This window comes from Aeromonas sp. s7(2024) (assembly GCF_040907825.1).
GTDB classification, from domain to species: Bacteria; Pseudomonadota; Gammaproteobacteria; order Enterobacterales; family Aeromonadaceae; genus Aeromonas; species Aeromonas veronii.
On record NZ_JBFOCM010000008.1, the window covers coordinates 60,057 to 84,694 of the forward strand.

General features: G+C 57.7%; 16 protein-coding genes. 2 read left to right on the plus strand and 14 right to left on the minus strand.

The window, feature by feature from the left end; genetic code table 11:
- Window positions 1-22: 22 nt before the first annotated feature.
- The 5 genes from AB5Y73_RS02185 to AB5Y73_RS02205 all read right to left on the minus strand — a co-directional run bounded on the left by AB5Y73_RS02185 (window position 23) and on the right by AB5Y73_RS02205 (window position 7,114).
- Complete coding sequence (locus tag AB5Y73_RS02185) at window positions 23-988, minus strand: DUF4435 domain-containing protein (protein WP_159163398.1); 966 nt, start codon at window positions 986-988, stop codon at window positions 23-25.
- Window positions 988-2,307, minus strand: coding sequence for an AAA family ATPase (locus tag AB5Y73_RS02190; protein WP_368147254.1), 1,320 nt, complete (start codon window positions 2,305-2,307; stop codon window positions 988-990). Before AB5Y73_RS02190 ends, AB5Y73_RS02185 begins: the two co-directional genes overlap by 1 nt.
- Before the next feature lie 440 nt (window positions 2,308-2,747).
- Window positions 2,748-3,788 carry a lipocalin-like domain-containing protein gene (locus AB5Y73_RS02195; protein WP_181497733.1) on the minus strand — a complete coding sequence of 347 codons (1,041 nt, stop codon included), beginning with the start codon at window positions 3,786-3,788 and terminating at the stop codon, window positions 2,748-2,750.
- A 185-nt stretch (window positions 3,789-3,973) separates the two neighbouring features.
- Window positions 3,974-6,403: an FtsX-like permease family protein gene (locus AB5Y73_RS02200; protein WP_181497247.1), complete on the minus strand. Its 2,430-nt coding sequence runs from the start codon at window positions 6,401-6,403 to the stop codon at window positions 3,974-3,976.
- 30 nt (window positions 6,404-6,433) lie between these two features.
- Window positions 6,434-7,114: an ABC transporter ATP-binding protein gene (locus AB5Y73_RS02205; RefSeq protein WP_181497248.1), complete on the minus strand. Its 681-nt coding sequence runs from the start codon at window positions 7,112-7,114 to the stop codon at window positions 6,434-6,436.
- A 197-nt stretch (window positions 7,115-7,311) separates the two neighbouring features.
- On the opposite strand from AB5Y73_RS02205, the gene AB5Y73_RS02210 reads away from it, so the two are divergent.
- Both AB5Y73_RS02210 and nhaD read left to right on the plus strand, forming a co-directional pair.
- The gene (locus AB5Y73_RS02210; protein ID WP_005333716.1) at window positions 7,312-7,779 is read left to right on the plus strand and encodes a DUF4357 domain-containing protein; all 468 of its coding nucleotides are present in this window, start codon (window positions 7,312-7,314) and stop codon (window positions 7,777-7,779) included.
- Between the two features lie 107 nt (window positions 7,780-7,886).
- Window positions 7,887-9,311: a sodium:proton antiporter NhaD gene (gene nhaD, locus AB5Y73_RS02215; RefSeq protein WP_107684953.1), complete on the plus strand. Its 1,425-nt coding sequence runs from the start codon at window positions 7,887-7,889 to the stop codon at window positions 9,309-9,311.
- Window positions 9,312-9,386: 75 nt separating this feature from the next.
- Here the strand turns inward: nhaD and AB5Y73_RS02220 are convergent, their stop codons facing one another.
- The 9 genes from AB5Y73_RS02220 to AB5Y73_RS02260 all read right to left on the minus strand — a co-directional run bounded on the left by AB5Y73_RS02220 (window position 9,387) and on the right by AB5Y73_RS02260 (window position 24,536).
- Window positions 9,387-10,598 (minus strand): Bcr/CflA family multidrug efflux MFS transporter, encoded by a 1,212-nt coding sequence (locus AB5Y73_RS02220; protein WP_042055658.1) that lies wholly within the window; start codon window positions 10,596-10,598, stop codon window positions 9,387-9,389.
- Window positions 10,599-10,668: 70 nt separating this feature from the next.
- Window positions 10,669-11,976: a hypothetical protein gene (locus tag AB5Y73_RS02225; RefSeq protein WP_235655551.1), complete on the minus strand. Its 1,308-nt coding sequence runs from the start codon at window positions 11,974-11,976 to the stop codon at window positions 10,669-10,671.
- Window positions 11,977-12,134: 158 nt separating this feature from the next.
- Window positions 12,135-12,695, minus strand: a complete 561-nt coding sequence (locus AB5Y73_RS02230) for a hypothetical protein (RefSeq protein ID WP_107684952.1) — start codon at window positions 12,693-12,695, stop codon at window positions 12,135-12,137.
- Between the two features lie 47 nt (window positions 12,696-12,742).
- On the minus strand, window positions 12,743-14,167 hold the full coding sequence (locus tag AB5Y73_RS02235) for an FAD-dependent oxidoreductase (RefSeq protein WP_279499556.1): 1,425 nt from the start codon (window positions 14,165-14,167) through the stop codon (window positions 12,743-12,745).
- A gap of 102 nt (window positions 14,168-14,269) precedes the next feature.
- The gene (locus AB5Y73_RS02240; RefSeq protein ID WP_107684950.1) at window positions 14,270-15,109 is read right to left on the minus strand and encodes an FTR1 family protein; all 840 of its coding nucleotides are present in this window, start codon (window positions 15,107-15,109) and stop codon (window positions 14,270-14,272) included.
- Window positions 15,109-18,099 carry a YncE family protein gene (locus tag AB5Y73_RS02245; protein WP_181294997.1) on the minus strand — a complete coding sequence of 997 codons (2,991 nt, stop codon included), beginning with the start codon at window positions 18,097-18,099 and terminating at the stop codon, window positions 15,109-15,111. Before AB5Y73_RS02245 ends, AB5Y73_RS02240 begins: the two co-directional genes overlap by 1 nt.
- A 4-nt stretch (window positions 18,100-18,103) precedes the next feature.
- Window positions 18,104-18,553, minus strand: a complete 450-nt coding sequence (locus AB5Y73_RS02250; RefSeq protein ID WP_107684949.1) for a hypothetical protein — start codon at window positions 18,551-18,553, stop codon at window positions 18,104-18,106.
- A 128-nt stretch (window positions 18,554-18,681) separates the two neighbouring features.
- Window positions 18,682-19,167, minus strand: a complete 486-nt coding sequence (locus tag AB5Y73_RS02255; protein ID WP_005333692.1) for a YqhA family protein — start codon at window positions 19,165-19,167, stop codon at window positions 18,682-18,684.
- Window positions 19,168-19,337: 170 nt separating this feature from the next.
- A complete protein-coding gene (locus AB5Y73_RS02260) occupies window positions 19,338-24,536 on the minus strand; it encodes a RecQ family ATP-dependent DNA helicase (protein WP_107684948.1) in 5,199 nt (1,732 codons plus the stop codon).
- Between the last annotated feature and the right edge of the window lie 102 nt (window positions 24,537-24,638).

The window sequence follows — 24,638 nt, forward strand, 5'->3', positions numbered from 1 at the left end:
AAAGCACAGCACTGATCTCCACTCAGACTACTGCTCGCTCAAGAGGGTTGGAATCCCAAGTCTTCTGGTTTTGTTTATACAGAAATTTTGATAGACATAATGGCGTGTCAGCATATTGACTTAATTCTGAAATGCAATTCCCTTTTGATAGTAGTAGCCTCACATTACCTTTGTTTTTGAAGATTTTTCTAGAGTCCTTTCTACATCTATCTACTTTTATTTTTTCGATGAATACTCTAAAAAACTCTAAGTTCTGTTTTCCTCTAAACCAAAAGTCACCACCTAATCTTTCATAAAATTGCTTAGAGTTATCGAGATTTACAATCAGGTCTTCAGGTAGTTCTGGGAATATCGATGCTGGTTTTTTCTCATCATAAACCTTATCAACAAATCCAAGATCTATTTTTACTAAGTCTTCAATTTTGATATTGTTTATATTTAACTTCCCATTTAATACACCTCGCTTTTCCATGAAACGAAGTTCACGAATAAGAAAGTTGAATTCTTTTATTGCATCGATATAAGCTGACATGGTTTGTTCAAAAATTTTAACTGCATGTTTAAAGCAAGTACTATGTTCGCTTGTCTCACTAACGCCAAATTCAGAGTTTAACACTCTAGTGTAAGCGTCTAGGCTAACGTAAAAATTTTCTATTGAATAGCATGGTGTTACATAAACATCATGAAGATTAAGAAGTGAGGAATTATCGTCGAAATCCGCATCAATGAAAAACAAACAAGGCGCCAGAGAATATGTCCTATGCTCTCTTACTTTCTGTCTAAGTTCTACTACATTTGACTTGCCTCCACAATTAATTCCAGACCATTTAATATCTGGACGAATGTTGTTTATTCTTATGGAATAGTACTTCTCGTCCTCTCCCTCAAAGAAAATAGCATATTTCTCCTTGGAGACAACCCTCGTAAACTCCATGAATTTAACCGATAAGTTGCCACGGGATTTTATTAATGCATCAACCCTTGACATTAAAGCTCCTCGATATATTCAGATAAATCCACAGTGTGTGACTCTAGATCATTTTCAAAAATAAAGGGAGAATGTGTTGTCGAGAACAAAAACTTGCATTTTCCAGAAGATACAATATCCGGAAGAAGAGTTTTTTGCCATTCCATAGACAGGGATAGTTCTGGCTCATCAAAGAATATAGCTAGGTCTTCTTTTCTCTGGAGGTACAGCAAAGCAAACAGAGATATAATCTGTTTTTCACCTGATGATAGACTTTCAATGTCTACTGTGCGGCCATTCTTCTTTCTTATGATTTCAATAGTCACATTGCTCTCATCATAAACAACTTCTTTGTCAGTTAAATATTTGTTGCTTACTTTTGTAAATTGCTGTATTGCTTCATCATTATCTTGTTGTTGCTCGTATACTTTCAATAAATTACTTATGAAATAAATTAATGGGTCGTGTCCTCGAAGGATTTCTCGACTTTTAACAAGAGATAGAATTTGTTCTTTGTGAGAAGGTGAAATGTTTTTACCTATACGCTCCAATACAATTTCAACAGCTCTTGGACTAGATATAGAAGCTCTCATTTCATCTGTTACTGCGAACCCATTTACCAGCTGAGATAGCATCTGGCCGTTTATTTTTGAAAACCACTCGATAGACGAGTTTAAAATTTCGGATGTGATTTTTTCAATGCTAAGCTTCACATCCCCCATTCCAAAGTTAATAGATGACAGTCTTGATTGTGACCCATCTTTCACCTCACTGAAAGCTCGTATATCTTCTTCAACACGACGGTAAGTTGGGAGATGTAATGTTTTCAAAGGGAATTTGGTTTTGATGTAATCTAGTTTGTCTTGTGTTGAAGAGTTGATTTTTTTATTTGGCCTACTGCTTCTTATTTCTCTTAAATAATCTCTTAGTATTGAAGGAGGAATATCTAGTGAATTTGTAGCATGCCTGAATAAATGCGATCTTTCCATCGAATGAGAAGGGAATTTTCGTACATCATCTATTAATTCAAGGATAAAATCTTCACCAAGTCGCTTCTCAAGGTGTACAAAAAAATGATGACCTTTTATAAACTCAAGGTCTGCTTCAAAATCTGATTTTTTAAATGAAATGCTTTCTCCGTCTGAAAATACTATACCAATAGAGTCGAAGACAACCTTTCTCAACTTTGATATATCTCCTGATACGAGGGCATAAAAAGAGTTTAATATGGTTGTTTTGCCATAGCCATTTTCAGCAACAATTATTTTATACTCTGAATCGAAGGGGATTCTAACATTCCGCTCTTCATACAAATTATTTATGAAGAATTCTTTGATCATATATACTCCATGTTACAACATTTATTTATTACCAACTGATAAGCTTTGTTATTTAACAAGTATCATGGCTACCGCACGGGGTTACAGCTCCCCGAGTGCTGCTTTTAACCAGATTGAAAATGGGTAAATCATGGGCTGACCTCGGTTGCTTTTGGGGCTGCGGGTGCCGGATGAGAAAGATATCAAACAGAGAACAATTTAAGTGAGTGAAAAGTTATTTATCGCTCGGATTTTGAAAGGATTTTTGACAGGGATCAGACTTGAGCCAAGTTGGCAGCGGGGTGAGTGGGTGAGGGTGTTTGATAAATAAACAGATAAGGCATCCTTGACGACTGGCGCCAAGTGACAGAAATGGCTGGGCAATATCACTGTGATGCCCTGTTATAAGGGCGATTTGTTTTTAGGTCATCGAGCAGACCGGCCACGTTTGTCGAGGGTGTTCAGTAGCCGGTCATCTCCAGATAGCCGACCCCCTTGGCATCCCCCGAGACAGAGACAGCTCCCTCCCAGTAGTCAAAGCGACCTGTCATGGCCTGATTGGGCTGACGGGCTTTGATGGTGAGGCTCATTCCGGCGGCGTTTAGCTGCCACTCAACGGGGTAATCCTGCCCCTTGGGGCCGCGCCAGGTGTTGCCCGGCGTAAGGCGAATCGCGTCGGGGGCGAGCACCCGGCTGCTGCCGTCCCGCTCAATCAAAATACCGTAGCGGTTCTCGGGCTCTGCGCGTCCCGATTTGGTGCGCAGGCGAAACAACATCAGCTCGCGGCCATCGGCCAGTTGCAGGGAAAACCAGTCCCAACCCGATTGCCACTCGGCCAATACCGAGCTGCTCCACTCGTGATCAAACCAGCCTTGTCCGGTGACGGTGCGGGTTTCGCCATCGCGAGTCAGGGTGCCGCTCAAATGCAGGCGTGGGTAGGAGTAGTAAAAGGAGGCGTTGCCCGGGCTCTTCTCGCTGTAACCGGCCTTGCCTTGCAGCACCAGCGGCTTGGCGGCAGTGACGGTGAGGTTGAGCTCGCCTATCTTGCTCTGCACCTTGAGGGTGGCGGGGAACAGCGCTGCCCCTTGCGAGGCAAGCCGCCACTCCCTGAGCCAATATTGGCCGCCGCTGGCCCCCGCCAGTCCCGGCCCCTGCCGACTGGCCCGTTCATCTTGCTGGTGGCTGCCACGGTCGAGGTCCGTGATGGCAAATTGGGCCAGCCAGAGCTGGGGGGTGAGCCAAGGGTTGCCGGTGCGGAGTTCTTGTTCGATCCCTTGGCGAAACAGGGTCCACTGCATGCCATATTCGCGCCCCTGCTCATCCTTGAGGTTGCCGGTGAGATACCACCACTCGGAGCGGTAATCGGGGTGGGCGGCGTGATCCTCCGGCAATTGAATGGTTTGCCCCGGCACCACCTTTTTAAAGCTGTCGCTGCCGCCGCCGAGCAGGGCGCCCAGATCGCTGGCCTGCGCGCTGCCGCTCATGGCAATCAGCGGGAGCAAGAGGACGGCGAGCCACAGGCGCCGTAAAGAGGACAAGCTTCCCCTCACCCTGGCCCTCTCCCGAAGGGAGAGGGGATGGTTCGATGTCGCACTGTGCTCTTCTCTGCGCTGACAAATGGGCGGAGAGAGGGAAGTGGTCAATGGGAGCTGCAAGCCATGATTGAGCCAGTGCGCTAACCGATATTTCATACCACTCTCCTTGCCGCATACCAGGATGCCAATGCGCCACAGACCGGTGCCAGCAACAGGGCGGTGACCGCATGAAGGGGGGCGGCCTCGAAGGCGAGGCGCCAGCCAAAGGCGCGTGGGTTGACCACCTCGATCAGCACCCAGGCAAGGCCATACCCCACCGGCAGGGCCAGCAGGGCGGTGAGCAGCCCCAATCCTGCCCCTTGCCACACCAGCAGCTGGCGGCAGTGGCGGGGGCTCAAGCCCAGACTCTGCAAGGTCTGCAGCTCGCCACGGCGCGCCAGCCCCAGCACCATAAAGGCCGAACCAATGCCGACAAAGGCGATGCCGAGGATCAGCAGTTTCAATAGCTCGGTCACCACAAAGGTCTGGTCAAACACCTTGAGGGCCGCGCTGTGAATGGCGGGGGCGGAGAGCAGATTGAGCTGCTCGCCAAAGCGCTCGCGCAGGCGGTCGGTCAGCTGCTCGGGGTCGTTGCTAAAGAGGGCGAGGGATTGCACCGCCCCCGCCTCGAAGGCGTGCAGGATCTGCCCCTTGTCGCTGCCGTAGTCCTGATAGACACCGGTGACGGTGAACTGCCTTGGCCCCTGCTCGCCGCTGATCGCCAATGTCTGGCCCACCTTGACCCCGAGGCGCACCGTCAGGGGTTCGCTCGCCAGCACCTCGTCGGGGCGGGTGGGCCAGCGCCCGGCCAGCAGCGGATAGGCCGCTTTAAGCTGGGGGATAAAGTCCATCTGCGCCCACTCGATGGGCTGCCCCTGCCAGCGGGCCGGATGCACCGAGCGGCGCGAGGCGGCGCTTACCAGCGGGTTGGCGAGCAGGGGCTCGAGGGTGGTGTCGCTCAAGGTGCCCTTGTTGCCCGCCACCCCCTTGGGGGCGGTGACATAGAGGTCGGCGGCCAGACGCTGGCCGAGCCAGATCTCCACGCTGGAGCGAAAGCTAGACACCATGACCCCGATGCCGATGGCTGCCGCGATGGCCAGCTGCAACGCCATCACCGCGATGGCGGTGCGATCGAGGTGATAGAGGGTCTCGGCCACCCCGAGCCGGGCGGTAAGGTGGCCGCCCTCGCGCCGTCGCAACCAGCCAAGCAGGCCGCGCAGGGCATCGGGCAGCCAGAGCGCCATGGCCAGCAGCCAGCCGCCGGCGATAAAGAGGGCGCCGGTGAGACCTGTTTGCGGCAACCACAGGCATAGGGCGCACAGCAGCAAGATGGCGATGGCCAGCACGCGCCGTCGCCACGGGTGAGCGGGGGGGCGGCTGCTTCCCGCTCGCAGTTCGAGGGGGGATTGGCGCAGCAGTTGCCCCCAACCGGGCAGGTTGGCGGCCAGTGTGCCGAGCAACCCGATCAACAGCGCCTTGAGCAGGCTCACAGGGGAGAGGCGCAACAGATCGATGGGGTTGGGCCCATAGAGATCGGCCAGCGCCTGGGTCAGTTGCCCCATCAGCGCCAGCGCCAACAGGCTGCCGAGCAGCACCCCGAGCAGGGTGCCGATGGTGGCGAGAATAAGCAGCTCCAGAATGAGCCAACGTAGCACCCGACTCGGCCCCATCCCCAGAATGATCAACTGGGCCAGCTGGGGGCGGCGCACGCTCTGGACAAATCGCTGGGCGTTGAACACCAGAAACAATCCTACCGCCATGGCGAGCAATGAGAGTGCCGTCAGGTTAAGGGCCAGCGCATCGCCAAGCTGGCTGGCATCGAGCGCCGGGCTAATGGGCTCAAGCCACAAGGGCTGGTTCGGGTAACGGGTGTGCAGAGTGGCCTGCAGGGTACGAGCCTCGGCGTCGCTTAGCTTGAAGACGATGCGATCGAGCCGACCCGCTTTGCCCAGCAAGGGCTGGGCGAGGCCGATGTCGGTTATCAGCAGCCGCTCCATGGGCACGGCGCCCGGTTCAAAGGTACCCGCCAGCGTCAGGGTCAGGGTTCGGGCGCTGGCGCCATCGCTGCCGCCCAATACAAAGCGGCGGCTCTGGCCCGCTTGCCAGCCAAGGCGCTCCGCTTCGGGGGTTGCCAGCCAGATGCTGTCGGCGCGGTTGAGGGAAAAGTCGGGCTCGCTCGCGGGTTGGGCGCCAAACAGCTGGCGCAGGGGGCCGGGGTTGAAGAGATCCATTCCCAGCAGTTGAAAGCTGCGCCCCTCTTCATCTTTGAGCCAGCCATGGAGCTGGGGCATGGCATCGAGGGCGGGCTGGCTGGTCACCAGCTGCACGTAAAGCTGCTCATCCAGCCCGCCAGCGGGGGCCAGCCGGTAGTTGGCTTCCCCTGCCAGCTGGCTGCGGGCGGCGACAAAATTGGTGCGGGCACTGTGATTGAGCAGCTCGATGGCCACCACCAGCGATACCCCCAATACCAGCCCGGCCAGACTCATCAGCAGCAACCAGGGGTGACTGCGATAGAGGCGCAGCAGCGCTTTGAGTGGCAGCATCAGCGTGCTCCCGGCAGTGGAAGTCGCTGTTTAGTCATGACGGGGTCCCTTGAGCTCGATAAGTTGCCCCCCTTCGAGGCGCAGCACTCTGTCTGCCAGCGCAGCATAGGCGGGGTTGTGGCTCACCAGCAGCAAGCCTGCACCAGTGTCGCGCACCGCCGCGATCATTAACTCCATCACCTGTTCGGCATTGTGTTCATCTAGGCTGCCGGTGGGCTCGTCGGCGAGCAGCCAACCGGGTTGATGGATGAGGGCGCGGGCCAGCGCCACCCGCTGACGCTGACCGCCGGAGAGCTGCTCCGGCCAGGCATGGCGCTTGTGGCTCATATCGAGCCGGTGCAGCAACTGGTCAATCCTGGCCTCATCCGGTGGCAGCGCGTTGATGGCGAGCGGCAGTGCCAGATTCTCGGCCACGTTCAGGGTCGGCAACAGGTTGAAATCCTGATAGACGATGCCGAAATGGCGACCCCGCAGGCGCGCCCGCTCGTCGGGGGATCGGGTGTCGATCCGGGTCTCCCCCAGCCAGATTTCCCCTTCGTCCGGTGCAATCAGCCCGGCGATCAGATTGAGCAGGGTCGACTTGCCGCAGCCGCTTTGGCCCAGCAGCAGGGTGATCTCGCCAGCGGGGAGGGCGAGATCGAGATGGTGGAACAGCGGCAGTCGTTCACTGCCGTTATCGAAGCTCTTGCAGAGGTTGCGCAGGGTCAGCATGGGATAACCGTTTGATGGTCAATGGCTTTCATCATGCTTGGTACGCTAGCACGGCCGGCAATGATCAACACCCCTTACGGTTGATCAAGAGTGCCAGTTAGTGATCAAGGCGGCAAAAGAGCAGTGGATCCTCGCTGGATCCCGCTTGCCCGAGGTGGTTAGAATAGGGGCTTCCATGGGTCACAGGATGAGCAAGGATGTTACACAAGCAAGTCAGTTTTATCATCGATAGCAAGGGCAACAAGCAGGCTGCCGTCGTCCCCATCGAGATCTACAACGAGCTGATGACCCTGCAAAAGGCACTCTCCGACAACCGGCCGGGGGAGCGCGAGCTCTACCACTTCAACGGCAAGGGGGCCGAGGCCCACGGTTATCCGGTGGGCAAGCGGCAAAATCCGGGCTTTATGGTGCTGGCCGGTTCCACCGCCAATGGCGAGGATGCTGCCTCCCTGCGTGAAGCGGTGATCGAGCTGCGTCACGAACTGCTGGAGAAGGGGGTCATAGTGCCCCGCAGTCAGGGCGGCTTTGTCTTTACCGCCGATCAGCTGTTCAACAGCCCGAGTCTGGCGGCCAGTCTGGTGGCGGGCAATAACCGCAGCGGTCTGGATGCCTGGCAAAACAGCGCAGGCTATACCCTCAAGCAGTCGGGTTTTGGCAAGAAATAATCCCGCGTTTCGACAGCAAACCAATTAAGCGTTAATTGACCTGGATGAATTTTTCTTTTCATCCAGGTGCTAGCATCATTGCCAGATGGTTCTAAAAGGAAGAGACCATGTCTGCGCTCACCCCTGTTATTTTGCTGCTGTCCCTGTTTATCCCTCCCGCCCATGCCAGTAGTGGCCCTGTTCTGTTGACATCCTCCTCAATCGGACTTTTTTGTGTCGGATTGTTTGTGTTGGCCTACGCCCTGGTGATGGCTGAAGAGTATCTGCAACTGCGCAAGTCCAAACCCGTGCTGGTGGCCGCCGGGGTGATCTGGATCCTGATCGGTATCGCCTATGCACAGCAGGGGATGAGCCCTGTCGCCGAGCAGGCATTTCGCCATACCCTGCTGGAATATGCCGAGTTGATGCTGTTCCTGCTGGTGGCGATGACCTATATCAACGCCATGGAGGACCGGCGGCTGTTCGATGCCCTACGCGCCTGGTTGGTGCGATCCGGTTTTCACTTGCGCACCCTGTTCTGGTTGACTGGCGGGTTGGCATTTTGCATCTCGCCGGTGGCAGACAACCTGACCACTGCGCTCTTGATGTGCGCCGTGGTGTTGAAGGTGGCCAACGGTGATCGGCGTTTTGTCAATCTTGCCTGCATCAACATAGTGATCGCCGCCAACGCCGGAGGGGCGTTCAGTCCCTTTGGCGATATCACCACCCTGATGGTGTGGCAGGCGGGCAAGGTGCAATTTGGCCAGTTCTTCACCCTGCTTATTCCCTCCCTGCTCAATTTTCTGGTCCCGGCCATCCTGATGAGCCTGATGGTGCCGCGTCATGTACCGGAGGCTGATAACGAGGTGGTCGATCTCAAGCGGGGGGCCCGTCGCATCGTCGCGCTGTTCTTGCTGACCATCATCACGGCGGTGCTATGCCACAGTTTCCTCCATCTGCCGCCTGTGCTCGGCATGATGCTGGGACTCGGTTATCTGCAGTTTTTCGGGTTTTATCTGCGCAAGTCGCTGCCGCGCTCCCTTGCCCGCAAGCGTGCGCTCTACGAACGCAATGGTGATGAGGTGCGGTTGCGCAGTCTGGGTTCTGTGGTGCCATTTGACGTGTTCAACAAGGTGGCCAAGGCGGAGTGGGATACCCTGCTCTTCTTCTACGGGGTGGTGATGTGTGTCGGTGGGCTGGGCTTTATGGGGTATCTGGAGCTGGTGTCACACTGGTTGTATGACGCTGAGGATCCCACCATGGCCAACATCTTCATCGGGGTCTTGTCCTCCGTAATCGACAACATCCCCGTGATGTTTGCCGTGCTGTCGATGAACCCGGACATGGCGCTGGGACAGTGGCTGCTGGTGACTCTGACCGCCGGAGTGGGCGGCAGCCTGCTCTCCATCGGCTCTGCGGCCGGGGTGGCCCTGATGGGACAGGCCCACGGCATGTATACCTTTTTTGGCCACCTGAAGTGGCTGCCTGCCATCTTGCTCGGTTATCTGGTGAGCATAGGGGCGCACCTCTGGCTCAACAGCGCCCAGTTCTGAACGTCTGGCCACCAGTACGAAAAGAGGCTTCCGTTGACGGAAGCCTCTTTCGTTTTTCTGACCGGGGAAGGGGGATCAATCGCCTCGCTTGCCGGTCAGCAGCCAGTAACTCAGGGTTGAACCCACGCCGCAGCAGGCGATGGCAATGGCCATGGGCAGCGGCGAGTGGGGCGGATTGAGGTTGACCAGAATGCCGACCAGGGCGCCGATGCCAAAGCGCAGGGTGCCCGCCAGTGCCGAGGCGGTGCCCGCAGATTGCGGGAAGTGGCCCATCAGGCCGGTCATGGCGTTGGCGCCCACCAGACTGATATGGCCGACAAACAGTACCACCGGAATGACGATGCCCCACAGACCGCCGGTCTGGCTCCAGGCGTTGTAGACCAGCAGGGCGCCCGCGCAGGGCAGCACCAGCAGGCCGTATTGCAGCATCCGCTCGGCGCCCACCCCTTTCACCAGTCGGCTGTTGACGAAGGTGACCACCATCATCAGCAGGATATTGAGGCCAAACAGCCAGCCGTAGTGCTCGGTCGGCACCTTGAAATACTCGATATAGACGTAAGGGGAGCCGCTTAAGAAGGCGAACATGCCGGAGCTGGAGAGGGAGCCGCACAGCACATAGCCCATGGCGCCGCGATGGGAGAGCACCCCCCAGTAGTTCTTGAGGATCTGGCCCAGATTAAGGGGCTGACGGTGCTCCGGTTTCAGGGTTTCCTGAATTTTCCACTGCATCACCAGACAGATCAGCAGGCTGATCCCCACCAGCAGCCAGAAGATCACCCGCCAGTCGGCGTGGGCACTGATATAGCCGCCCACCACAGGCGCTACCAGCGGCGCCAAGGTCATCACCAGAATGACGAACGACATGGCGCGAGAAAACGCATCCTTCTCGAACAGATCGCGCAGCAGGGCATTGACCACCACAGAGCCGGCCGCACCGCCCGCCGCCTGCAGCATCCGATAGGCCAGCAATTCGGGCAGGGAGTCCGCCATGGCACAACCGACCGAGGCGATGGCAAACATCACCAGCCCCGCCAGGATCACCGGCTTGCGGCCATAGCTGTCGGCCAGTGGGCCGTAGAAGAGCTGGCCGATGGCAAAGCCGCCCAGAAAGGCGCTGATGGTGAGCTGGGCGCCGTCGATGCTGGTGGCCAGATCCCGGGCAATGGCCGGAATAGCGGGCAGATACATATCCACCGCCAGCGGGGTCAGACCCGCCAGGGCGCCCAGCAGGATAAACAGGAAACGGGGGGAGAGGGCGGCAGCCTGAGCTGTTGGCGATTGGGGCATAGGGTGTCCAGTTGATGCGAAACGTCGGGTTGAAAAGCGCGAAAAAAGCAGTCTATCAGTTTTGTCGCGGCTATGGATCCGGTATGGCGAGCCAGAGGCTGGGCTCGGCGGCAAAGCGCGGGGCAAACCAGTGCTGGCGCACTGCAGTTGGCATCTCGCTCGCAGCGATGGGGCGGCGACTGAGGCGACAGGCTCCCTGAGAGAGTGCCAGCGCCGCATCCCCCTTATACCAGCCATCGGTGACGGCCAAGACCGTGGTCTCCCGCAGCAATCTTACCCCCCACTGGGTCACCAGTGCCGGGCACGCTTTCTCTGCCAGCCTTGCTGCCTGCACCATGGCGGGCGGACGGGGCAGGGTGAAGGTCGCGCCGAGCAGCAGCAATCCGGCGACCGCGATCACCCACTCGCCACGGCGCGGCAGCCAACCTGCCAGCAGCACGATACCGAGCAGAGTGATGGGGGCCAGATGGCGGGGATTGTCAGGGTTCTGGCCAAACAGGGTCCAGAGCAGCAGGACGAGCCAGTAGAGCGTCCAGAGCGGGGGGAGGACGGCAGGGTGTTTTTTTGATCTTTGCCACAGTGGCAACACCAGCAATGCCCCAACAGCCAAGGGCCAAAGCGGGGTGAGCTGATCGTTGAAGGTGCTCGCCCAGCTCAGCAGCCGATCGCCATGGGCTGCTGCCGTGTTGCCCCACAGGGTAAAGTGGCCGTCGGTAAAGCGCCGCCCCTCGCTGAAGTAGGCCCAGCCATCGGCTTGCCAGACAAACAGCAGGCAGGCTAGCCCAACCAGCGCGATGGGGAGCACAAACCTGACGCGCGTCTCCTTCTGCGCCATCCCCAGCCAAAGGGGCTGCAGGGCCAGCACAAAATAGGAGGGGCGTAGGGCCAGCATGAAGCCAAGCATGAGGCCAGCCAGTACGAATCTGCGCTGCTGCAAGGCCAGCAGCGTCCCGAGCCAGGCGGCGATCGCGGGCCCATCCGAGAGGCCTGAGAGCGCCAGCGTCGGGGTGAGCGGCAGGGCCAGCACCAGCAACCAAACCGGCGCCAGCAGGCTTGGCCGTTGCCACAGCTTCACCGCCAACAAGGCGGCGAGCGGAGCCAGCAAACTGCTACCGAGCAGACTTGCCCACTGCACCGCGCGGGCCGGATCGTCCACCGCCAGATTGATCAGCCGCGCCAGCCAGATAAAGGCGGGGTAGCCCGGAAAGTGGGGGGAGAACTCCAGCACGCTAAAGCGCGTCACCCCGTGGGCAAAATTGAGAGCATCGTCGGAATCGAGGGCCACCGGGAAGGTCAGCAGCCAGCCGAGCCAGGCCAGTTGCAGCAGAATGAGCAGCCAAATGGTGGTGCAGCAGGGGGAAGGCCAACGCCGGGCCATTACCTTACCCCTCATCCCCAGCCCTTCTCCCGCAAGGGGAGAAGGGGGCAAACCAGCGTCCGGGTGCATTTATCGGCAGGCCGTGCGTAGGGTGGGTAGAGCGCAGCGAAACCCACCGTTTGTCACAGCGAGGTGGCGCAATGATTGGCAGGTTGCCATCAAAGCGGCGCCAGCACGGCCATCAGCGCTTTTTCTGCATCGCTAAAGGCGGCGGCGTCGGCGGGCTTGGCGCCCACCCCGAATACCCCCGGGTTGCCGATGGCATCCAGCACTTTGGCCAGCGCCTGTTCGGCCGCCTTGCGATCCCCTTCATTGAGGGAGGGGAGGATCAAGTCGAGGAAGCGCTTGCTCTTGACCACCAGCACCTTGGCGGTCTGGTAGTCGCCAAGATTCTGGCTGGCCCCTTCGAGGCGGCGCTCGATCTCCGCCTTGTAGGCGCGGTTGAGCAGGGCGGCGGTGGCGGCGGCATCTTTGGCCTTGATGGCGGCGGCCAGCGGCCCTTGCAGCTCCACCTTGTGGTGCTGTTCCAGATAGCTCAGCTCGTCGGCAATTTCGCTCAAGGTGGCGCTGGCATCCTTGCCGTCAGTGGCGGCGCCCAGCAGCGCTTCGCGGGCGTCGATCAGTGGCTCCTTGCCGGCGGCGGCATAGGAGTAAGCCTGTGCCTGCCCGCAGAGGGTCAGCAGCAGGGTGAGGGCGAGTAAACCCGGGCGTATGGTCATCCTGTTCTCCTTACTTATGCCAAGAGGTTATGCCAATGGCGCGGCCATCACGCCACGCTCTGGGTTTCGATCACGGTGTTTTCATTGCGATGGTTAAAGATGGCATGACGTCTGTCCACCCCGTCGATCACCATGTCGGCAGCCATCATCCCCATCTCCATGGCGGTGTCGGTGAAGATGTAGCGGAATGTCCCCTGACGGCCGGTCATGATGAGGTTGCCAATCGGCATCAGCGCCTTGATGGCTTCGTTGCGGCGCGCCTGATAGCCCAAATCCATCAATGGATAGGCGTATTCGCTGCGGGCCTCGAAGGTCTCATCGCCAAGCTTGGCGGTATCGACACCGAGGCTCGCCAGATCGGCGGTGATCCGACCGCGCAGATCGGCCAGCGGCGCCTGCCAGGTGGCATCCCCCGGGTTGCAGGGGATCTCCAGCATCACCGAGGTCTGGCCCTTGGGCGCCATAAAGGGGCTGCGGCGGCGCGGCTCCTGCAGGCGGGTCGCCAGAATATGGGGGTCTGAGAGATACTGCCAGGTGTTGTCCGACAGGTTCTCTGTTTTAAGCGGCATATTGACGAAGCGAAGCGACCGGTATTGGAGATCGCACGGCAAGCCAAGATGCTGGCAGGTGAGCGGCAGCGGCAGGGTGGAGATCACCTGATCAAAGCGCTCGCTTTGCTCAACGTCATCTTGTTTCCAATACACCCGTTCGATGCGGCCATCGGCCTGCTCAAGGCGGGTGATGGTAGCGCCGGTTTTGAGCTGGGCACCCTCGGCAACCAGCCGCTCCCCCAGAGTGGTGAAGATCTGGCCGAAGCCATATTTGGGGTAGCGGTATTTGCGGGCATAGGTGCGCACCGAGATACTGCCGTTGCGCCTTGGCAGCAGGCGGCGGGCCACGTCTTTGAGATCGATCAGGCTGATGCGCTGACCGGCCCAGTCGGCGGAGAGCTTGTCCGGGTTGATGCCCCAGAGCTTGCCGGTGTAGCCCTCGAAGAACTGGCGATAGAGGGTGCGGCCAAAGTGGCTCTGGATCCACTCGGCAAAGCTCGCCTTAGCAAAATCGTCCGGCTTCTTGCTAAAGGGCAACAGCAGCAAGTCTTTTACCGCACCGGCCATCAGGGCCAGCGGCGCCGTCTTGAGCAGGTTGGGCAGGTTCAAGGGGTAGTCATAGGTGCGCCCGCCAAAGCGGATGACGCTCTTGCGCTCGGCGTGGAGCAGGTCGTCCCCCATCAGCTCGTCGATAAAGGCGAGCAGCTCGGGGTTCTTGGTGATAAAGCGGTGGCCGCCGTAGTCGAAGCGATACTCCCCATCGCGCCCCTTGAAGGTCTGGGTGGCGCACATGCCGCCGACCACCGGCTCCTGCTCGAACAGGGTGACTGCAAAACCGGCGCAGCGCAGGCGCCAGGCCGCCATCAAACCGGCGGGGCCAGCGCCCAGCACTGCAATGCTTTTCTTGTTGTTATCGCTCATGACCTATTCCGAAACTGCTTGATAGATAAGGGAACCGCGCCAAGGCGCGGCTCCCGAATGGTGTTATTAACCCGTGGCCTTGTTGCCACATGGTGAGTTGGCTCAGCCTTTGCCAGTCGCGGCGCTTACCTGCGGGCGGTAGCTGCGTTGCCAGAGGGTAACGAAGATCGCCAGATAGAGGGCCCAGGTCAGCAGCTGCAAGCCAGCGGGTGAGGCATTGTAGCCAAACAGGGCGCGCAGGAAGGTACCAAATACCCCCTGATCATCGAGAATGTGGCTGATGTCGAACACCGGCGTGGTCCAGAAGGTGATGATCTCTGCCGCCTGCAACATGTTGACGGCGGACGACAGCAGACCTGCGGCGATGATGATGATAAGCAGGCCCGTCCAGCGGAAGAAGGGGGCCAGCGCCACCTTGCGGGTGGAGCGCAGCAGCCCCCACACCAGCGCGATGGAGACCAGCAGCCCAGCCAGCGCGCCCATCAGGCCGGATTGCAGATCCACCCCTTGCCCGGAGTAGAGCAGGGCGGAGAAGAAGAGCACGGTTTCAAACCCTTCGCGCATCACAGCAAGGAAGGCGAGCAGCACCAGACCAAACAGGTTGCCGCCATCGATGGCCGCATCGATGCGCGCCGTCATGGCCCCTACCTGGGATTTGGCCTGCTTTTGCATCCAGATCGCCATATATGTGAGCACCAACGTGGCGAAGATGAGGATCCCCGCCATCAAGAGGTGGTTGTAGCGCTCGCTCTCGAACTGGCTCACCACCACCTGGAACAGGAAGGCGACGACAAGTGAGGCGATAAGGCCAAGCCCCACCCCCAGATAGATGAATTTGTTGTAGCGACTCGCCCCCAGCTTGGCGAGGTAGGAGAGGCAGATGCCGACCAGCAGGAAGGCTTCCAGCCCCTCGCGCAGGGTAATCAGAAAACTTGCAAACATCAGGATTGAGGCTCCGTAGCGGGCGTGACGTGGAGAGGCTGCAAGGTAAGTTGCAGCCGATTGAGTAGCACTATGGGTGGCTCCGGCAAGCTCGGCTCGGCGGCGCGCACCGCATCATTAACCCACTTGGGGTAGGTGCGGAAATTGAGTTTGATATCGGCCTTGAAGGGCCCTTGGGCTTCTGCGGGCAGCGACCAGACTTCATCGCGCCAGCCATCGGCTGGAATGCGGGTATCTTCCAGCAGTTTGGCGTAGCGCCAGAACTTGAGCCCCACCGGCTTGCCCTCGGCATCGCCGAATACTTTGCGAAACAGTCGCGCATCTTCTGGGACTGCGCCATCCACCGGCTGGCCGCTTTTGAGCACCAGCTTGCCGGTGGCGTCCGTTACGGTCAGCTCCAGCCAGAGTTCACGAAAATCGGCCACTCCGGTGGGTAGGGCATGGCCCGCGCCGGTATTGGCGACCCGCACCACCAACTGCTGACTATCGGCCGCCTGTTCGATACGGGCGGAGAGGGTCGCGCTGGAGCGCAGCAGCGCCAGACTCTCCTGTTCAAGGTCGGGATTGCGCAGCCCCACCAGCTGGTGCTGGGCGCCGGTAAAGTTGTGGCGATAGAGCCGCTCCTTCATGTTGCCGTTTTCGGTGGACTGGCCCGCCACCGGCGCGCCGCCATTGCCCGGCTCCGGGTTCATATGGCAGTCGATGCAGGTGCGCCGTTTGGCGGGATCCTCCGCGTTTGCGAAGCTGGATTTTTCCCACTCGTCCCAGGTGTTGACGATATTGGCGCCGGAGCCCGGGGCAAACTCGTTGTGGCACGACTTGCACAGAGCCGCGTCGCGGTAGAAATCCTTCTGATAGGAGGCTTTGTGGGCCGCCGGACGGGCGTTGATCTGCCTCTCGGCCAGCCAGTGCTGGAGGCTGCCGCCCGCGGCATCCTCGAACACATAGCTCTCACGGTCTTTCAAATTCACGGTAAAGGCGCTGTTGCCGCCCGCGTCTTCTACCTTGGTGATGCGATGACAGAGCACACAGCCGGTCCCTTCCTCCACCACAGGTTCGCCCGCTTTGTGAGCGGCAATCAGCGAGACGCCACCCTGCTCGAACATGTGGGAGCCCTTGGGCAGATCCAGCTGGCCGGTCATCACCTGCTGGGGCATGTGGCAGCCCTGACACCACTGACCGAAGGCTTCGCCCTCGGTTTCGCGGGCCAGCGCCTGTACCACCTTGTAGTAGGGGTGGGAGTTGCCCATCAGCCGGTGGTTGCTCTCGCTCCAATCCTTGAACGCCTGTTGGTGGCAGTTCTGGCAGGAGGCGGAGTTGAGCCACTCCTTCGGGTGGGTAGTCGGCGCCTTGGCGGGATCCGTGCGCGGGGCATCGAGTCGCAGCCAGTTGGCCAGATAGGGGAGGTTGCCATCGGCGGTGATGAAGGCGTGCAAGTCCTCCATCATCGCTTTCACTTCCGGTTGGGGCCTCGCGGGGTCAACTGCCTCGGCCCCATCGCGGGTGTCGTGCCCCATGCCGCCCTGGGTCTGCTGGGTCATGCGCAGGTATTCGCCGACAAAATCCCCCGCCACCATGTTGGTGAGGTTGGCGTGGCCGTTGATGGCGTTGTCGCCGCTCTTCTGGCGATGAGCCGCCATCAGATAGCGGTTGGTGAAGTTGAACCCGTCCAGATGGCAGGAGTTGCAGCTCATCCAGTTGTCCCCCGCCATGGGGAAGCGTGAGTTGGACGCTGTGTTACCAAGGTTGAATAGCCGCTCGCCGCGCTGAAGCGGCTCGGGGCGGGGATCCGTCTCTACCAGTTTGGCGAAGTGGGGTACATCGACCGTGACCCGGGCAAACGGGCCGCTGCCGCCGCTATTGAGGCGGGTGAGATCCTGCCCCATGGCGTTGTGCACCAGAATATGGTCGCCATCGATCAGCAGATCCCGCGGATTCTGGCCCGGTAGGTGACGCAAGAGCTGGGCCGCCTTGGCGCCCCCCTGAAACTTCTTGCGGCGGTGACGGTTGTTGTTGGACTTGCCGCTGCGGGAGAGATCAAACACCAGCAGATCTTCCGAGCCCGCCAGGGTCAGATAGACCCTCTTGCCGTCGGTGGCAAAGCGCGCCGCGAACGGGTTGGAGACGATCTGGCTGCGGTTGCCGACGCTGGGCAGGTTGATCTGCAAAAATAGCTGTTTTCTTTCATCGACCCGCTCTTTCTCCTCATCCAGATCGATGATGGAGACCGCCGGAAAGACGGTGCTCTGAAACTGGAAGGGGTGGCTGAAGCTCCACAGCACATGGGGCAGCCAGGCCTCGCTGCCATCGGGGGAGAGGGCGATGCCGTCGAGCAGGCGCGGCAATCCCTGGGAGTCGCTCGGCGTGTCGCTGTGGGTCTCGGCCAGGGTAATGAGCTTGGGCTTGGGAAGCGAAGATCCCTTGGCGCCGTGGCCAAGCTTGGCGAGATCATAGATGGCGAGCTGGCCTGTCATGGCGTGGGTGAGCAGCAGGCGATCGTCGTTGGTCAAGGCCAGCCCGCGCGGGGTCTCGGCGGTTTCTGCATCCAGCTTGAGGTTGCCTGCGGTGTCATAGGCCTGCAGGCGAGCGGATTCGAACAGCGTGACCCAGAACCACTGCCGTTTGGCATCGAAGATGACCCCGTAGGGTCTATGGCCGGTGGGGATCGCCTTTTCCAGATCGAGATCATCATCCAGCAGCAACAGGCGATCGCCGCTGTAGTCGGTGACCAGCATGGTACCGTCATCGGCACGGGCCAGCTGGCGCAGATCGCCCCCCAGCTGCACCTCTTTTAGGCGCTTTCCGCTATCGCGCTCAAGCAGGGTGACGGAACCTGCGCTCAGGTTGGCGGTGACGAGGCGCGGGCTTTGCCCCTCCTCATAGGCAAGCATCCCTGAACCCATCTGCTGGGCAAACGCGAAGGGGCTGGTCAGCAGCAGGAGGAGGGCCAGCAGGGGTGACAAATATGCAGAGAACGATGACTTCAACATGGGATCAGGTGCGCCATTTCAAGATGGTCCAGCGCCAGGCGTGGCGCAGCACCAGAGGAGTTAACGCCAATGCGCTCAACCAGTGGGCCCAGCTGGCGAGGTTGCCCATGGCATCGCCCGGAGTGCCGTGCAGCACCAGCAGCAGGCCGCTGGCCAGACAGATCAGCAGCAGGGCTTCAATAATCCGCCCCGTGGTGCGTAAAAAGGGTTTGTTGCTGCGGTTCAACAAGCTGCGATGGGAGAGCCAGAAGGCGCCAAATAGCAGGGGGAACAGGGTGAGCGAGAGTATCACATGGAAAAACAGATTCCAGCGTGCCAGCGACCAGAGCGGGGTCAGCGGTTCCCACAGCAGCAGGCCGGAGAAGAACATCAGATAGAGGGTGCCCTCGGCGGCCTGATGGTGGTAGGCCAGCCACTGCCAGAATTGTCGGGGTGAAAGAGAAAGGCTTGTCATAAAGGCTCCAGCACCCGGGCGGCGCAGCCCGGGGGGAGCAAGTTTATAACGCAGTAAGAGTAATGAAAAGTGTTATCAATTGTATTGCTGGTGAATCAAGGCTGAACAAGCACAGTGATCAAGCTCGACTATTTATGCTCCGCCATCCGCTCGGTCACCGCATAGATGAGCGCGGCCAGCGAGAAGGCGAGAAACACCACCACGGACCACTTCATATCGACTTCGTTGATGATGCCATCTTCGAGAAATGCCTTGAGCACCTCCACTCCGGCAATAGTCACCAGCGAGTTGATGACGATGAGCTTGAGGGAGGCAAAGTTGATCTTGCTAAGCCAGTTGCTGCTAAGGGAGGCACGCTGCTCTTCCGTCTGGATAAATTGCACATAGCCACAGATAGCGACCAGGATGAGCATCTGGGCCACCAGTATAAAGTCCACCAGGGTCAGCACGCCGGTAATGAGGTCCAGATAGGGGATCTCGAAAATATTTACAGAAAGCTGATAGAGCTGCATGGCAAATTTCACCATCAGCAATACCACGCAGATGAGGATGCCAATGTAGAAGGGGAACATCATCAATCTGCTGCCATTGAGCATGAAATTGAATCGACGCATAAAAACTCCAAGGTAAGGGAAGCTGGGTGATTATGACCTGAATTGAGGCTATTGGCAGCGACGTGTCGTCAAGTCACCAAGCTTTCACTATCACCTATTGCAGTACCGGCACAGCAGGTGCTGCAAGTCGTGAAGGTCTATCCCGGTAGCATGGGGGCTACCAGTTTGGTTCATAACTCCAGCTCGATTATGGGGATCTCCCAACGTTCGCTGCGCATCTTGGGTTGATAGTCATCCTTTTCCTGCTCTTTACGCCGCTCTACCAAGGCGATCACTCTGGCTTCGCGGATTGTATTCACATCGAATTTCCAGGTTTCTTCTCCCTGTAGGGAGAGGCGAGCGATCTTGTGACTGCGGTGATAGACATGGAGTCTGTCCTGTTTGTCGGGGGCAATGCGTACGGCATCGCCTACTTTCAACGCTCTCAGTTCGTTGTGAATAGTCTGGCCTTCATCACTGTGACCTGCATATCCCAACACCAGTTGCGACATACCCATCATGGCGAAACGACGTTGTCTATCCGGTCGGGTTGCGTTAGGTCTCTGCACGTAGCAGTGGGAGGCGATCAGTGGAATATGGGGATTACGTTGATCGTGGCGAGCCATGAGAACCAGCCTTTCGATAGCACGTGTCATCCCCACATAGAAGAGACGCCGCTCCTCTTCCAGGTTACAGTTCGATAGCTCCGCTACGCGTTGCCAGCCGCCGTCGAGCAGTATCACATGGCGATACTCCTCCCCCTTAACCCCATGTACCGTACTTAACAATACTCCTTTACCGAAGCGGATCTGGCGCTTTTGCTCGCTCAAATACTCGTAGAGGAACATCAGGAAGTGGTGGGCAGAAAGAGCGTGCTCTCCCTGGCTGGCTTGCCATTGAGCAATCAGATTGTGCAGTAGCTCCTCCCAACGGTTGGCCAGTGAGAGTGGAGGGAGAGGGGCTGCAAGTTGCTCCGCTGTCAGCAGGGCATGACCTTGCTGTTGTAGCCAATTCTGATAGCGCAAGATTTCACGGCAGCGATGCACAGGAAAACCGTTCTCTTTATCCAGAGTAAAACGACAGGGAATATCGGCATCTGCCAGCGCCGAGCGAACCCAGGCCAGTTCCTCCTTCTCTAGCCCATTACGGGCCAGCACGGCGATAGATTCCAGCGGGCAAGTGGGAGTCTTCTCACGGATAAGCGCGATATGTCTCACGACCTCGGCTGCCTGTTGGGCTGCATCCTGGCACTGCTGGATGATGACGCGACCCTGTGCTGTCTCCATCCCCTCCCAGTGCCCCCCAGCCATTTCCATCTTGCGCCTGTCGTCGATCTCGATGGGATGTGTACGCTTCATGCGATCCTGATTGTGCTCAATCAGGCGGTTGGAGGTCTCGATGATGTGGGCGGTGGAACGATAGTTCCAGGTCAGGAAGTGAGTCTGGGCGTTGTAGTCTTGCTCAAAGCGGCGAATAAAGCTGACGTTCGCGTCGCGAAAGGCGTAGATCGATTGGTCATCATCACCCACAGCCATCAGATGCAGTCGGGCCTCCTCATCCTCTTCGCTTTTGCCCACCAGTGCCGCGATAAGCTGGTACTGTTGTTCATCAATGTCCTGATACTCGTCGACGAGCAGAAATTGCAGCCCACCGAGCAGTTTTTCCCGCTGCTCTTCCAATTCGAGACCGAGCTGGTTCTGCTCTCCCCGGAGCAGCTTGATTGCGTCATCAATGATGGTGGTAAAGTCGATATCGTCGGATGTCCGGTTTTGCACCGCATTGCCTGTCAGACTCATTGCGAGACCGTGAAAGGTGAATACCGAGACCCGTGCTCCGTCACGCCCCAGCAACTCGGTCAGGCGTCGGCGCAGGGACATCGCCGCATTATGGTTGTAACAGAGCAACATGATCCGCGATGGGGAGATCTGCTTGACCCGCATCAGATAGGCACAGCGGTGAATAATCACCTTGCTCTTGCCTGACCCCGGCCCTGCCAGTACCAGCAAGTTTTGCTCGGGCGGTGCTTGGACGATCTGTTCCTGGGAACGGTTGTGAAGATCTTCGACGATGCGCTTCCAGGAGTGTTCGCTGGTCGCCAGCTCCAGGATTTTGTTGCGCCCTTTGAAGTAGTGACCGAGGAACTTGTCAGCTTCCATGGAGAAGTAGTCTGTCACCAGCTTTTTGGCTTTCTTGAAGTGTTCCAGGCTGATGCGGGCGTATTCATTCATCACATGGATCTGAATCACCTTCTGGCGATAGTGATGCTCAAGCGGCTGATAGTCTGCCTTGTTGTATTGTTGCTGCCGCTCAGCGGTCAGCGTGAGGGTCATAGCGCTTCGGAACACGGCAAGGCCATTTTGCAGCACGATGGCGTGTTGCTCATGCAGGTAGAGCAGTGCCCGCTCTGCCCCTTTGAGCAACCACTCCTGCTGGCTGCTTGCCTCCCGCTTGTTCATGAGCTGAGCCACATCCATGTCTTCTCGCAGGTATTTGACCAGTTGCTCCAGGGCAAATGACAGCATCACCTGGCGCTGGACACTCTCTTCGCTGCTTGCCAACAGGGTGTAGAGAAAATCGAGGGTGGCGCCTGTGACGCGATGGCGTTGATCAATTGTCTGCTCAATCTGGGACCAGGTTCGGTTGAAGGTGAGTTGGTAAAGATCCCGAGAGAGATATTTGACATCAATGGAGCCTTTCTCGCCCCCCGAGCGACCATCCTGGGCCCAGCTGGTCAGCAAATTGCGCAGCAAGCCAGGGTTACACCGCTCATGCCCCAGATCTTTGATGGCCTGATTGACCAGTCGAATGTTAAAGATCAGCCCTTGCCCTGTATCAGGTTCGGGTTCTTTTTCACGCAAGGTGTCCAGCATCGCCTTTTCAATGCTGTGTACTTGCCCGCAGAGCACCCGGGCATTGTCTCTTCCTTTGGGGCGAAGCCAGGTAGTCAGTAACATCCCCTGAGAGAGAAGACCGACATCCGCCATCTGGGTGAGTACCCGCATCACTTCGCTGGCCTGAACACCACTTCCCTTGTCTGCCATGTATTGGCCTGCCTCTTCGGCAATGGCATCGGCACTGAGACCATCATCATCGGCAGCACTCATCAGCGCCTGGATAACAGCTTGCCAGATGGCTTTGGCCTTGGGAGCCAGTTTCAGACTGTCTACCCTTTTCATTGCCTCTTCTGTGGAAGCAAACAGAGGGCGCCCCTGAAATACCTGAGTGATGTTGTCACTACGTTCCAGATAGCCCGCTCGTTCGAGCCAGGCAATAGCTGTCTTGACTTTGGTATCCGCATTGCTGTCATCGGCAGCGAAGCTGGTTTCCACCTCTGGCTGGTTGATGAGCTCTGCACTGGTGGCGACCAGTGGCGAGTTGTTATCCTGCTTGCCTCCTTTGCTGGCCCTGAGCCTTATTCCGCGCAGAATCTGTTTGATATCGCGCAGGCTGACTTCACTCATGGCCTCGAGCTGAAACTGTTTCTCGATATCTTGTTCATCAAACAGCAATACGCAGTGGGCTTGTGCTGTATCGCGGCCAGCTCGTCCCGCTTCCTGTAGATAGTTTTCGAGGGAGCCGGGGATATCGGCATGGATCACCAAACGCACATCATCCTTGTCGATCCCCATCCCGAAGGCATTGGTCGCGCAGATGACCCGGATCTCGCCATTGATAAATTGTTCGAGGGTGGTTTTCTTCTGGGCACTGTCCATGCGGGCGTAAAAGCGTGAGACAGGGAGGGATTGTTGCTGACCGAGGAAATCGGCCAGCTCGTCCACGCTGCGCTTGGTTGCGCAGTAGATAACGCAGGAACCGGGCTTTTCCTCACCGAAGAACTGCTCGAGCAGGTTAAGGATATGACCCTGTTTATTGAGACCGGGGCACTCAACGACGGCATATTCGAGGTTGGTACGTTCAACCCCGCCTTCCAGTCTGAGAAGAGGTCGGGGCTGTTTATCGAGAAACTGGGCGCAAATATCCTCAATCACATCCGGTTTGGCGGTCGCGGTATAGCAGAAGACAGGAGGCATGGGGACCTGCTGTTCCTTGGCAATTGTGGCGATGGCCTTGGCGCAGTAGAGATAGTCAGGGCGAAAATCATGTCCCCATTTCGACAGGCAGTGCGCTTCGTCAAATACCCAGCCACCGATTTGACGTTGTCGTATTGCTTGTTTGACTGTGCGGTTGCGCAACTGCTCGGGGGAGATATAGAGCAAGGCGATATCCCCCATGCGGATCTGTTCAAGAATCGCGCCTCGCTCTGGTAGCGTCAGCAGCCCCGAGATAGCGGCAACCCCTTCAATACCGGCCTTGTGTTTAAGGTTGTCCACCTGATCCTTCATCAGTGCCTGCAGAGGGGAGATCACCACAGTTAGCGCACCACTGCGCTGGTTGCGCACCAGTGCCGGGAGCTGGTAGCAGAGCGACTTGCCGCCGCTGGTAGGGAGTATGCCGAGCAGTGCGACGCCAGCCATGGCTTCCTCGATCAAGGTCTTCTGCAATGGTGTCCCATCAGGCAGGTTGCGGAAGTTGTCGAGCTCGAAAATTCGCTGCAGATGGCGGCGTGCGTCGTGGTTCTCCTGGCAGTAGCTGCAGTCAGCATGACCGCAGTGACGTTCACGAACTGTGTGAATGATCTCTGCAGTCTGGGGGAAGCGGCGCCAAATCCAGGGGGGCAACACGGAGTTCCCGCCGGACACGGGCAACCAGGCGCAGGCATAAGCCAATGGTAACAACAGCATGGGTTGACGCAGGGCATCACCAATCACTCGGTTGAGCTGATTGGGGCACGCTTTCTCATGGGCAATGCTCTTGATGAGAGTGGGTAGCTCCGAGACCCGCACTGGCGGGCGGCCTGTCAGTCTGGCAAACACCAGTGACAGACCCTGAGTGTTAAATTGCGCCATGACTCCCTGGTCGAACAGATATTGATAAAGCTGCAATTGGGACAGGGGTAAGGCTTGTAGTGCTATCAGCTGTTCCGAGAAAATCTGCAATGCGAGCCTTGCATCCGCGACCGGATCATTGAGGGTATCCCGAACCAGTTTGTAATCCTTGACCAAGCGGTGATAGGGGTTTTTGGGAAAGGCAAGGGGAGATAGATAGAGGGTATCTATTACCGGCTTTTCGAGAAGTAACTGAGGGCGTACAGCCTGTTTGGCCAACCAGGGGAGATCAAAATCGAGAATATTGTGACCAAGGATCACATCCGCCCCTTGTGCCAGCGCATTTAACTCCTTGAGTGCGAGATCCTGCGGGCCCTTGAGATTGAGTTCACGACCAGCCAGGAGGGCCCCCAGATGACGGAGTTTTTCATCCCGGGTCAGTTCAAGGTCAAAAGAAAGAATTTTGTCATCCCCAAACAGGGTCACGACATCAGTCGAGTTCATTAATAGCCATCTCCATCTGGCGTTGAACTCTCATGGCGATAATAAGTGCCAAGAGATCAGTGAGTTGGCCGAATATTACCCGAAATGTTGAATGGTGGCATC